At 28.5% G+C, this 13,553-nt stretch carries 11 protein-coding genes; all 11 read right to left on the reverse strand.

The annotated features are described in order from the left end of the window. Window positions 1-1,239: hypothetical protein (locus tag KMP12_RS04600; RefSeq protein ID WP_215756573.1), on the reverse strand; the 1,239-nt coding region annotated here is incomplete at its 3' end. A gap of 402 nt (window positions 1,240-1,641) precedes the next feature. Beyond that, window positions 1,642-2,034 (reverse strand): 30S ribosomal protein S9, encoded by a 393-nt coding sequence (rpsI, locus tag KMP12_RS04605; protein WP_215756574.1) that lies wholly within the window; start codon window positions 2,032-2,034, stop codon window positions 1,642-1,644. A gap of 19 nt (window positions 2,035-2,053) precedes the next feature. Next, a complete protein-coding gene (gene rplM, locus KMP12_RS04610; RefSeq protein WP_215756575.1) occupies window positions 2,054-2,491 on the reverse strand; it encodes a 50S ribosomal protein L13 in 438 nt (145 codons plus the stop codon). Window positions 2,492-3,009: 518 nt separating this feature from the next. Beyond that, window positions 3,010-4,656: an L-lactate permease gene (locus tag KMP12_RS04615; protein ID WP_215756576.1), complete on the reverse strand. Its 1,647-nt coding sequence runs from the start codon at window positions 4,654-4,656 to the stop codon at window positions 3,010-3,012. A 304-nt stretch (window positions 4,657-4,960) separates the two neighbouring features. Further along, complete coding sequence (gene smpB, locus KMP12_RS04620; RefSeq protein WP_215756577.1) at window positions 4,961-5,422, reverse strand: SsrA-binding protein SmpB; 462 nt, start codon at window positions 5,420-5,422, stop codon at window positions 4,961-4,963. Window positions 5,423-5,424: 2 nt separating this feature from the next. Continuing rightward, the gene (gene rnr / locus KMP12_RS04625; RefSeq protein WP_215756578.1) at window positions 5,425-7,602 is read right to left on the reverse strand and encodes a ribonuclease R; all 2,178 of its coding nucleotides are present in this window, start codon (window positions 7,600-7,602) and stop codon (window positions 5,425-5,427) included. Between the two features lie 75 nt (window positions 7,603-7,677). Then, window positions 7,678-7,908 carry a preprotein translocase subunit SecG gene (secG, locus tag KMP12_RS04630; protein WP_215756579.1) on the reverse strand — a complete coding sequence of 77 codons (231 nt, stop codon included), beginning with the start codon at window positions 7,906-7,908 and terminating at the stop codon, window positions 7,678-7,680. 61 nt (window positions 7,909-7,969) lie between these two features. Continuing rightward, complete coding sequence (locus KMP12_RS04635; RefSeq protein ID WP_215756580.1) at window positions 7,970-9,052, reverse strand: PIN/TRAM domain-containing protein; 1,083 nt, start codon at window positions 9,050-9,052, stop codon at window positions 7,970-7,972. A gap of 22 nt (window positions 9,053-9,074) precedes the next feature. Further along, on the reverse strand, window positions 9,075-10,460 hold the full coding sequence (radA, locus tag KMP12_RS04640; protein WP_215756581.1) for a DNA repair protein RadA: 1,386 nt from the start codon (window positions 10,458-10,460) through the stop codon (window positions 9,075-9,077). Window positions 10,461-10,468: 8 nt separating this feature from the next. Next, window positions 10,469-12,937: an ATP-dependent Clp protease ATP-binding subunit gene (locus KMP12_RS04645; RefSeq protein ID WP_215756582.1), complete on the reverse strand. Its 2,469-nt coding sequence runs from the start codon at window positions 12,935-12,937 to the stop codon at window positions 10,469-10,471. Further along, window positions 12,937-13,461, reverse strand: a complete 525-nt coding sequence (locus KMP12_RS07850; protein ID WP_215756583.1) for a CtsR family transcriptional regulator — start codon at window positions 13,459-13,461, stop codon at window positions 12,937-12,939. The genes KMP12_RS04645 and KMP12_RS07850 overlap by 1 nt, the downstream gene beginning before the upstream one ends. Between the last annotated feature and the right edge of the window lie 92 nt (window positions 13,462-13,553).

The raw sequence follows: 13,553 nt of genomic DNA on the forward strand, positions 1-13,553 counted from the left end.
TTCTTGTATTAGTTTAGTTATTTCTTCTATTTGTTTTTGTGTTTTTGCTACTTCTGTTTTTGCTTTTTCTAGCTCTTTTGCTTTCTTTGCTTCTTCTTTTTTCTTTGTTTCTAGTTGGGTTTGGGCTTCTTCTAATAGTTGTTTTTCTAAGTCTAAAACTTGCTTAGCCTTTTCTAAAGCCTCATTTTTACTTCTTGTATTTTCATCTATATTATCATATTTTTCTTTTGCTTTAAGTAAGATTTTTTTAGCTTGTTCAGCTTCTTCTACTGCTTTTTCTACTTCTGCTTGGGCTTGCGGTGTTCTTTCTGGCTCATTTGTAGCCTCTTCAAAAACTTTTTTAGCTTTTACTTTTGCTTGATAGCCTTTTTCGTATAATTCTTCTATAAATTTTTTAGCAATTTCTGCCTGTTCTACTTTTGATTTTGCTTCTGCAGTATTTTGGTTACCATATTGAGCCATTATTTCCTTATATTTATCTGTAAGTATTTTTTTATCTTTCTCAACATGTTTTAAAGCTACATCCTTAGCATCAAAATCCGCTTGGGCTTTCTTTATTTTTTCTGGTCTTTCTCTATCAAATTCTTTTGCTTTTTCTAGGTTTTGTGCAGCCTCGACTATTTTCGATTCTGCTTTTTGCACATTTTTATTGGCTTCATTATAATTAATTATTGTTTGACTAGGATTTGCATTGTCTAAATCTCTTTGGGCTTTTTCTGCATCCTTTTGAGCCACAGCTACATCAGCCTTTTTTATTTCTACTAATTTTTCTTTATCTGCTGATATTTCTTTTTGCTTGTCTAATGCTTCTTGTTTTTTTGTTTCTTCTGCTTGTTTTTTTGTTAATTGTTTTTGTGCTACTTGCTTTTCTTGTTCTTTAGCTATTACTTCTTGTTTTGTTTTGTCTATATTTTCAGGTTTTGACTCTTCTTTTAACTTGCTTGCTTCTTCTAATTCCCTATTAGCTTTATCAAGTTCTTCTTTAGTCTTATCATATTCTTCTTTGGCCCTATTTGTTTTTTCTGCTTGTTTATTATAGTCTTCTTGTGCTTGATTGTTTTCTGCCTCTAGTTTATTTACTTCTTCTCTAGTTGGCACTGTATTTTCTTGTGCCTTTTCTTCTGACAAATTATCTTGTGCGTTTACTTGGTTAGTAATTGCCACCCCAGTTGTTAATACAGTAGCAAATACTACTGGCAGCAATCTTTTTCCTATTTTCCTTAGTGTGTATTTTTTCATAATCGTTCTCCCTATATGTTTATATTTTTATTCCTAATTTTATCATAGCATTTTTTATGGTTTTTTGCAAATGTTTTTATAACTATTTTTTAACTTAAAATTTATTGCTATTTTTAAAAAACAAAGATATAAAACTTTTTAGCAAACATAAACTGATTAATATATTATTAAATTCAAATAGTATTTTTTATATTTTATTTACTTTTCTAATAAATCTTGTTTTTATTACTTGACTTGTTTTTATGAAATTAGTTTATTCAGTACTTACTTTTTATTTCTTAAAACTTTCTAAATATAATTTTCACAAAAATAAAAAATATTTAGTGTGGATTACACTAAATTCTATATACAAAAATAAAACACCACATTGTATTTCAATGTGGTGTTTTATTTAACGTAATATTAACGTTTTGAAAATTGTGGGGCACGACGTGCACCTTTAAGACCATATTTTTTACGTTCTTTCATACGAGGGTCACGAGTTAGTAAACCAGCTGGTTTTAAATCTTTACGATATTCTGGGTTTACTTCCAACAAAGCACGAGCTACTCCGTGACGAATTGCTTGAGCTTGACCTGTATATCCTCCACCATGAACGTTAACTAATACGTCATAGTTTCCTGTAGTTGATGTTTTTTCAAATGGTTGCATTAAATCTAATACTAAAGATTCTAATGGTAAGTATTCACGCATTTCTCTATCGTTGATAGTTACTTTCCCAGTTCCTGGTACTAATCTTACACGTGCTACTGAACTTTTACGGCGTCCTGTACCGCGGTATTCTACTTGTGCCATATTAATATTTTCCTCCTAATTATCCACGTAATTCATATTTTTCTGGTTTTTGTGCTGCATGCGGATGTTCTGCTCCACGATAAACGTGAAGTTTCATTCCTTGTGCTCTACCCAAAGTATTTTTTGGTAGCATACCTTTAATAGATAATTCTAAAAGTTCTTCTGGATATTTTTCTAACATAATACCAGCAGTTCTTTCTTTTAATCCACCTGGGTGCATTGTGTGGCGACGGTAAATTTTATCAGTTAATTTTCTACCAGTTAACACAACTTTTTCAGCATTGATAATTATAACATTATCTCCAGTATCAATATGAGGTGTATAAGTAGGTTTATGTTTACCTCTAAGTATTGATGCAACTTCTGATGATAAACGACCTAAAGTTTGTCCTTCAGCATCTATAACATACCATTTTTTTTCTACAGTTGATGGCTTAGCCATATAAGTTTGACGCATGTCAATTCCTCCTAAGATGTTGTTTTTAATCTGTCGTAACGACTAAGTTTTCCGGGGCTTACTCGTGAAGATATATAAACAATATCACTAGTTATGATACATTATTTAATAGTAAATGTCAACAAAGAAAGTTAGATATTTTAAGTATTTTCAAGAATTTATTTTTTTATTCAAAATTAATTTAAAAGATTAAAACTAGAAATTTTTTTAAAATATATAATATTAATTTACTAGATTTTTATTTTAATATTTTTTACTTAACGTTTAATAAATAAATTTTTCAATATTGATTTTAATATTATTTAATTACAAAAACAAATTAACTTTAAATTTTTTAATTAAACATTTGAATTGATAATTTTTAAAAATTTTTAAATATTAATTTTTACATTATTAAAACTTTAAAATCACATTCAATTAATAATTTATTTTTTAAAATGTAAAATATAAATTTTAATAAATTATCTTAATAAAAAAATACTAGCCCGAAAATTCTAGCTAGTACTAAAAATTTAATTTTATGGGTGAACTGGTATCATCCAGCTTAATAGTCCAGTTGATTGTAAGTATACTAAGCAACAAACCATTAATAGTAAAATTATACTGTGTTTAACAGTAAATCTTAGTATTTCTGGTTCTTTACCTACAAGACCAACAGATGCCGCTGCAACTGCGATTGATTGTGGCGAAATCATTTTACCTGTTACACCACCAGAAGCGTTAGCCGCCACAGCTAATAATGGATCCATACCTGTTTGTTGTGCTGTAACTTGTTGTAATTTTGCAAATAGTAAGTTTGCTGAAGTATCTGAACCTGTTATAAATACCCCTGTCCAACCTAAAGCTGCTGAGAAGAAAGCAAATGCTTTTCCTGTTGCTGCTAAGGCACTTCCTAAAGTATTAGTCATACCAGAAGCATTCATAACATAGGCAAATCCTACTACGAAACAAATTGTTAATAAGGCTAATCTAATTTCTCTAAATGTTTCAACAAATGTAGCAAAAGTATCTTTCCAAGAAATTTTTATAATAAACTTACCGATTATAGCCGCTGTTAATATTGCAGTCCCAGTCGCTCCTAGAATATCAAGTTTAAACTCTGCCGCAACAGCCTTGTGTGATACAGAGTTAATAATATTATTATGAATTAATGGTACCGCTGGATGCAATACAAAATTTTTAAAGAATGCTTTAACAGGTGCTAAAGTCCAAACAAAGATAGTAAATACAAGCACTACAAAAGGTGCCCAAGCTATAAATATATCTTTATTAGAGTGTTTAACCTGAGTTATACTTTGTTTTGGTTCATCTGAAAACTTCCAAGTAGTCTTCGGCTTCCAGAATTTAAGTAGTATAACTGTACAGATTAATGAAAATAAAGATGAAACAATATCTGGTAATTCAGGTCCCATAAAACTAGCACTTAGAAATTGTGCCAAAGCAAAAGAACCGCCTGAAACTAACAGTGCTGGCAAAATTTCAATTGTTTTTTTAAATCCTGCCATTACAAATACTAAGTAAAATGGTATGAATATAGAAACTAAAGGTAATTGATGTCCAATCATTCTAGCTATATCAGTTGCTGGAATAGGACTACCATCAGCATAAGTAGTTAAGTTACCTATAGCAGTTACGGGAACACCAACAGCTCCGAAAGCAACTGGTGCAGTATTAGCTAAAAGACAGATACCAGCCGCATACAAAGGTTTAAATCCTAAACCTACTAATAAAGCTGCTGTAATAGCAACTGGTGCTCCAAATCCTGCGGCTCCTTCTAAGAAGGCCCCGAATGAGAATGCAATAAGTAATGCTTGTATTCTACGATCATCTGTTAATGAAGTAACACTGTCTCGTATTATGTTAAAGTGTCCAGTTTTTACCGTCATCTTATAAAGGAATACTGATGTCAAAATTATCCAACCAATAGGTATAATACCATAAACTATACCTTGTAGTGATGACATAACAGCAAAACCTGCTGGCATTTTGAAGAATACAATAGCTATAACTATTGCTACTATTAAAGTTGTTAAGCCTGTAACCCAAGCTTTTAATTTAAATCCAGCCAACGCTACTAAGTAATAAACAATAGGTATAAGTGCTACTAATGCAGAGATATAAATATTATCTGCTACTGGCTGTAATAACTGTGTAAATTTATCCATGGATTTTTCCTCCTTAATTTTTTTGGATACGTTTAATTTATGTTTACATTTTACAATAGTTTTTATTTTTTGTAAAGCGTTTTTATAATTTTTTTTAATATTTATTATTTTATATATTTTTAAATTATATTATAACAATAAAAAATTATTATATTAATAATTTTAATTATAATGTATCAATAACTATTAGATTGTTATTATTATTGTTACTATTCTTTAAAATTTTATATAAAAAATCATTTCAAAAAATATTTTAAAATAATAAAAAAACTTTTAATGATTTTTCTCATTAAAAGTTTTTTATTTAATATTTTTGTTTTTCCTTTAAAACTCGATTTATTTCTCTACTTGCTTCTTTTTTCTTTAAACTATTACGCTTATCGTAATTTTTTTTACCCTTTGCTAGGCCTATTAATAATTTTGCATAACCATTTTTTATATAAAGTTTTAGAGGAATTATGCTAACACCTAAAATAGATTGATTTTCTGATAATATAGATATTTGTTTTTTCTTTAAAAGTAATTTTCTTACTCTAAGTGGTTCATGATTAAATCTATTTCCTTCTTCAAAATGCGAAATATAAATATTGTAAGCAAATACTTCTCCATTTCTTACTTGGCAATAAGAATCTTTTAAATTTATTCTGCATCTTCTTATAGATTTTATCTCAGTTCCAGTAAGTGCCATTCCAGCTTCAAATGTATCTTCTATAAAATAATCATGATTAGCTTTTTTGTTACTGGCTATTATTTTTATTTCTGACATGGCTATGTTCTCTTTCTTTTTGTTTTTATTTTTGTTTTTGTTTTTATATTTTTCTTTTTCTTTTTGTAAAATTCTGTGTGCCTTATAATTTTAAAATCTATATTTTGATTTTCTAAATCAACATTCTCAACCTTAACCCCTACCCTATCGCCTATTCTGTATATTTTACTTGTTCGTCTACCAATTAGCATAATATTTTTTTCGTCAAATTCAAAATAATCAGATGCCAGAGATTTTATATGACATAATCCTTCAATCATATTTGCTAAAGTTACAAAAACGCCAAACCTAGTAACCGAAGATATTATACCGTCATATACTTGGTCTTGGTGATTTAACATATATTCACATTTTTTTATTCTCTCTACTTCTCTTTCGCAGTCTACTGCCCTTTTCTCACATAAGGAGCTTTTTTGGGCTAATTCAGGAAGAATTTTTTCAAAATGTTCTTTGTTGTTAGAACTAATATCTCCATTGAAAATATAACTTCTTATCATTCTATGAACTAGTAAATCAGGATAGCGTCTTATTGGCGATGTGAAGTGAGTATAGTATTTAGCAGAAAGGGCAAAATGTCCTGTATTTATACTCGAATACCTTGCTTGGTTCATAGTTCTAAGTAAAATAGTTGATAGCATCTGTTCAACATTTTTACCCCTAAATTTTTCTAGCATATTAGCTAGAACATAGGGCTCTATTTCTTTTATATTAAGTTTTTTTTCCCTATATCCAAAACTTGTAGCTAAGTCAAAAAATTGTCTTAATTTTTCAATTTTAGGTTCTTCATGTATTCTATAAATAAAAGGCGTTTCTAACCAGTAAAAATGTTCAGCTATAACTTCATTAGCACTAAGCATGAAGTCTTCAATCATTTTTTCTGCTTGTCCCCTCTCTCGTAAAATCACATCTTGAACTTTGCCCATTTCATCTACTATGATTTTTGATTCTGCCTTGTCAAAATCTATAGCTCCTCTTTTTTCTCTATTATTTCTAATTTTCTTTGATAATTCAAGAGCTACATTTAACATAGAAATATATTTTTTATACTCTAGCAAGCTATCTTCAATATTTTCGTATGTTTCATTTACCTTATTATAAGTTAATCTACCTTTTGAATTTATAAGGGCTGGATAAATATCATAATTTTCAACATCAGCATTATCATTAAAAATAATTTCACAACAAATAGTATATCTATCTACATTTGGATTCAAAGAACAAATACCGTTAGACAATTTTCTAGGTAACATGGGTATAACTCTATCTAGAAGATAAACACTACAACCCCTATTTTGCGCTTCCTTATCTAAAAAACTTTCTTCAGTTACATATTTACTAACATCTGCTATAAAAACTTTAAGTTTATAACCCTTACTTATTTTTTTAACAGAAATTGCATCATCTAAATCTTTTGAATCTTCTCCGTCTATGGTAACAACTAATTCATCTCTACAATCTATATATTTATTATCTAATTCTACATCATCTTTTATTTTGTCCAATTCCTCATTTATTTCTACGGGAAAATCAACAGGAATTTGGTGTTTGTAAACTGTCGACAATATATCTATTCCAGGTTCATCTTTATGGCCTATATATTTAATTATAAGACCTTGATGTTCGTCAATATTTTCCTTAGAATAATTTGTTATTTCTACTAAAACTTTAGAACCCTCATCTAAATTTTTAATATTATTATCTTTTATCTTAATGTATTTATTTATATTCTTATCGTCACTTTTTACATAAGAAAATAATTTTGCTTTTATTAATGTTCCAACTGTGTATTTTGTATTTCTTTCTAAAATATTAACTACTTTTCCTTCTAAATTTTTATCGCCACTATAAAAATTATCAATTTTTATTTCTACTTTATCGTCAGTCATAGACGAATTTAAAAAATTTTTAGGTATATAAACTTCTCCTAATAATTCATCACAATAAACAAATGCAAAACCATTTGTATTTACTTTTATTGTACCAACTAAATTTAAAGATTCTGCTGTATAAATAAATTTTTCATTTTTTATTTGGATAATTAATTTTTTTCTTGTAAGTTCTTCTATATTTTTAATTAGGTCTACAAAACTTTTTGAATCTTCTATGTATAATTTTTCTTTGATTTTTTCTATATCTAAAATTTTGTATTCTTTGAATAATTGTATAATTTTTTCTTTCATGAATAATCTCCTTGATATTTCTGCAAAAGAAAAACCCAAAATGTATTAGCATTTTGGGTCTTTTTAATATAATATTTAAATATTAAACCAAGTAAGGCAAAGTAATGATACGAAAAAAATAAAAGCAAGAACTACTGTTATTCTCTGTAAAACTAATTCCACTCCCCTTACTTTTTGTTTTCCAAACAATTCTTCTGCTCCACCTGTAAGCCCAGATAAACCGCCTGACTTACTTTCTTGTAACATTACAACTATTATAATTAAAATGCTACTTATTATTGATAATGCGATTAAAAAAGTATGCATAAGTCTTCCTCCTACCTATTTACACAGAATATATAGTAACATAAATTTTCTTTAAAATCAACTATATAATTTTTGTAAATATAATTCTACCAGAGGATGTTTGTAAAATACTTTGAACTTCAACATCGATATTTTTTCCTAAATGTTCTTTACCATTTTCTACTACTATCATAGTTCCGTCATCTGTATAGGCTACACCCTGATTATTTTCTTTTCCTTCACGTTGAATATGAACATTAATTTTTTCTCCAGAACTTAAAATTGGCTTGACTGCATTTGATAAGTCATTAACATTTAATACTCTTATTGATTGTACCGTTGCTATCTTGTTTAAATTGTAGTCTGTTGTTATGATTGCACAATTATATTTATGTGCATAAGTAATTAATAAATCATCTACTGGTGAATGTTCTTTATACTTATATGAATTATCTACAAGTAATTCAATTTCTTTGATATTTTGTAAATATTCAACACAATCAAGTCCCAACCTTCCCTTGGCTCTTTTTAGTGGGTCTTCTGAATCCGAAATTAATTGTAATTCCTTTAAAACAAATTCTGTTACAATTATTTTTCCTTCTAAAAATCCTGTCTTGGCTATGTCGTGTATGCGAGAATCTATTAAGGCACTTGTATCTACTACTTTATCTAAAAAACCTATATTTTTAGATAATTTTTTTTCATTTTTTGGCTTTTGCGTAATTAATTTTGAAATAAATATATTAAGTACCTCTGTACTTCTTCTATATCCTATAATAAATCCTAAATAACCAAAGATCACATAGAAAAATGCTGATATTATAGATGCTAACCAAGATATAGAAACTATTGAAACCGTTGCTGTTGTTAGTAAAGTTGCGACTAATAGACCTAAAATTAAACCCAGAGTTGTAAAAACAACTTTTGACATTGGAATTTTTGCTATTTTATCTTCAGCACTTTTTAATACTGCTACTAATGTACCAGAAAATAATAAAGACATTAAAATAAAAATCAGTGTAATAACAGTTATAGTGATAATTCTAAGAATGGTATTGTTAAAAATATCATTAAAAATATTATTGTTAATAAGTGCATTAGCTGAAAGTGTCCCTATTGTTATACCTATTAAACCAGATATTATTATTATAATTTTTCTTAGCATATTTTTCCTCCTTTATAACTTACTAAAATGTATTTTTAAATATTATATCTAAACATTCATTAATATTTCTTATAGGTAGAATTTCCACATCACTTGGAAATTCTATACCTTTTTTGTTACCATATGGAACAAATATTCTTTTAAAACCATGTTTTTTAGCTTCAGCAATACGTTGTTCTATTCTACTGACTCTCCTTATTTCTCCTGTAAGACCTACTTCTCCTATAAAACAATCATACATATTTATTGCTACATCTTTAAAACTAGATGCTACTGCTACTAAAACTCCTAAGTCTACAGCTGGGTCATCTATTTTTACTCCTCCTGCAACTTTTACATAAACATCTTGTTGTTGCAGTAGATAAGCCGCCTTTTTTTCTAACACTGCCATAAGCAGTACCAGTTTATTATATTCCAAACCTGATGAAATTCTTCTAGGATTATTAAAGGCTGTAGGTGTAGTTAATGATTGTATCTCTACTAAAAGTGGTCTAGTCCCCTCCATAATTCCTACTATAGAAGCACCAGATAGTTCCTTGCTTCTCTCTTCTAAAAATATTTGGGAAGGATTATCCATATCTACTAAACCAAAACTTCGCATTTCAAAAATTCCAAGTTCGTTGGTAGAGCCAAAACGATTTTTTACTGCTCTTAAAATTCTATAAGAGTGGTGTTCTTCTCCTTCAAAGTATAAAACTGTATCTACCATATGTTCTAACATTTTAGGTCCAGCTATCGTTCCTTCTTTTGTTACATGCCCAACTATAAATATTGCTATATTTAAATTTTTAGCAATTTTCATAAGTTGTTGTGTACATTCACGAACTTGGGTGATACTACCAGGAGAATTTTCTAAATTTGGATTATAGACTGTTTGTATAGAATCAATAACTAAAAATTTTGGTTTTATTTTTTTTATTATTTCATATATAAGATTTAAGTCAGTTTGTGAATAGACATATAATTCATCCGTACTAACTTTCATTCTATCGGCACGAACCTTTACCTGCCTTACAGATTCTTCACCAGAAACATATAAGACATCAGATTTATCAGCAAGATAAGATGAAATTTGTAGTAATAAGGTTGATTTACCTATACCTGGATCCCCCCCTATCAATATAAGTGAACCTGGGACAATTCCACCACCTAAAACTCTATTTAATTCATTACTATCAGTTAGAGTTCTAGGTACATCTTGTGTTGAAATATTTTTTAATTTTTCTACCGCAACAGTTGCCTTAGAATTTTCTTCTGGCATATATGTTCTGTGCTTATCGCTGATTTTTACTTCTTTTACTTCTTCCATAGAGCCCCATTTATTACAGTTGGGGCATTTTCCTAAATATTTTATACTTTGATAACCACACGCATCACATTCATATTTTGTTGAAATTTTTTTTGCCATATCAATTCCTATTTTTGTTTAACAACAAATTTATTTTTTTTATAATCTATATTTACTGCCCCTGACAAGTCAGGATTTTTTAATATTTCTTCACTTAGTAAATCTTCAATATTTTTTTGTAAACTTCTTCTTAGAGGTCTAGCTCCGTATTCTTTGATACTACCATCTTCAATAATTTTATCAAGGGCTTTTCTAGTTAATTTGATTTCAATATCTTTATCTTTAAGTCGTTTTGATAAACCTTCTATCATCAATAAAGATATTTTTTCAAGTTCTTCCTTTTCTAAAGATTTGAAGACTACTATATCATCAATACGATTTAAAAACTCTGGTCTGTATTGTTTTTTTAATGCTTCCATCATTGTATTTTGGATATTTTTGTAATCATTTTTAATCGATTCACTACCTGCAAAACCTACAAATTTTTGGTCTTTAAGTTCATTAACACCCACATTTGAAGTCATTATTATAATTGTATTTCTAAAGTCAATAAGTCTGCCGTTGCTATCAGTTAATCTTCCGTCATCTAAGACTTGTAGTAAAATATTAAAAATTGATGGATGAGCTTTTTCTATTTCATCAAATAAAACTACTGAATAAGGTTTTTGACGAACTTGTTCAGATAATTGGCCAGCATCATCATAACCAACATATCCAGGGGGAGTTCCTATAAGACGACTTATTGAATGAGGCTCCATATATTCACTCATATCAATTCTTATCATATTATCTTCCGAACCAAATAGAGCCTCTGATAAACTTTTTGCTAATTCTGTTTTACCTACACCAGTAGGCCCTAAGAAGATAAAACTCCCTATCGGTCTATTTTCATCTTTAAATCCACTCCTTGCTCGTCGCACTGATTTTGCTAAACTTACAACTGCTTCATCTTGACCAACAACTCTCTTATGCAAAATTTCTTCAAGATTTAATAATTTTTCACTTTCTGTTTGCGTTAATTTTGTAACAGGTATGCCTGTCCAAGCTGCAAGAACTTCTGCAATGTGTTCATCTGTAATTTGAATTTTGTGTTTTGCTAGATTATCTTGCCATATTGCCTTAAATTTTTCTATTTTACTTACAACAGAATTTATTTCATCTCTTTTCTTAGCCGCTATTTCAAATTCTTGATTAGATACTGCATTATCTTTTTCTATATTTAAAGCATTTAATTCTTCTTCATATTGCTTCAATTCTTCTGGTGATTTGTAGTTGCGTAGTTTAACTTTAGAACTTGCCTCATCAATTAAATCTATTGCCTTGTCTGGTAAAAATCTATCTGTAACATGTCTGCTACTCAATTTAACCGCTGCTTCAATAGCTGAATCAGTTATTTCTACATTATGATGTTCTTCGTACTTATGACGCAATCCTTTTAGAATATCTATTGTATCTTCATTTTTTGGTTCTTCTACCTTGATAGGTTGGAATCTTCTTTCTAAGGCTGCATCTTTTTCAAAATATTTACGATATTCTTCTATGGTTGTTGCTCCTACAACTTGAATTAATCCTCTCGATAAGGCAGGTTTTAAAATATTAGAAGCGTCAGCACTACCTTCTGAGCCTCCAGCTCCGATTATAGTGTGAATTTCATCAATAAATAAAATTATATTCCCAGCTTCTTCTATTTCTTTAAGAATATTTTTTAATCTTTCTTCAAATTCTCCACGATATTTTGTTCCTGCTAGTAGTGTTGCCATATCTAAAACCATAACACGTTTTCCTATTAAATTACTCGGAACATTTTGTAATACTATTCGTTCTGCTAAACCTTCAACTATCGCTGTTTTCCCTACTCCAGGTTCTCCAACTAATACAGGATTATTTTTTGTTCTTCTATTCAGTATTTCTATCATTCTGGTAATTTCTTTATCACGAGCAAGAACAGGGTCAAGTTTTTTATCTGCTGCATCTTTTGTTAAGTCTTTAGCTAAAGAATTTAAAAGTTTTGTTTTTGAAGTAGTGTCTTCTTGTTCTTCTATATTTCTAAAGGTATCAAATAATTTTGAAAATAATCCTTGATTCTGTTTTAATGAAGTTTCTAAATCTTCTATTAATCCTTGTACATGAACAATTAATATATCTCTTAATATTCTAACAGCTGTGCTTTCTTTTTGATTTAATAAAGATAATAATAAATGCTCACTGGTAACTACAAAACTTCTAGTATTATCAGCAAAAGCTTGACTTTTTTCTATTGTTTGTACAGCTCCAGTTGTATAATCAAGACGTAACATTACATTATTGAAAAATTCTGTCCCCTTAAGTTCTACTTCATAAAATTTTTCAACATCTCTTTTAAAGTCGCGATAATTAACTCCATACTTGTTTAAAATTTTACAAGCTAAAGTGTTGTTCATATCTAAAATACCTAATAATAGATGTTCTGTTCCAACTGCTTTTAAACCAAATTCTTTAGATTCTTCTTTGGCATTTGTAAGAACCATAAGAGCTGATTCATTAAATCTAATATACATTATTTTTTCTCCTTACTGTATTTTATATTTGTTAAAAATTGCAACAACATTTCTTTTGAATTTTTGTCCATTGTTAGTTTTATTTTTTTTGTAGTCAAAATATCTATATCATCGAGAAGTTGAAGTGTATCAAATGTATTTTTTTGTAATATTGATAAAGAATTATTCATAACTTCATAGTCAAAGTAATCTATATATTTTTCATTTTTTAATATTTTTAATATTTTAATATAATCAATTTCTTTTGCTTCTACTTGTTCAATAGTTTCTATTAAATAATCTATATAATCATCACTCTGGAGTGTTATTTTTGTAATTCTAATAAAGCCTCCTCCCCCACGTTTACTTTCTATTATAAATCCATGTTCGGGTGTGAATCTAGTTTTTATTACATAATTTAACTGCGAGGGAACACAGTCAAATTTTTCTGCAACATTACTTCTTTTTAGGGTTATATAATCATCTTTTGCTTCTAAAAATAATTGTTTTATATATTGCTCTATTATATCAGTCATATTATTCATAGGCATAAACCTCCTCATTGACTAAAATTGACTTTTAAAAAATTATACTATAAATATTTATATTTTACAAACCAATTTATTTAGTTTGTATT

Origin of the sequence: Gemella sp. zg-1178, assembly GCF_018790995.1 — a bacterium.
Taxonomy (GTDB): Bacteria; Bacillota; Bacilli; order Staphylococcales; family Gemellaceae; genus Gemelliphila.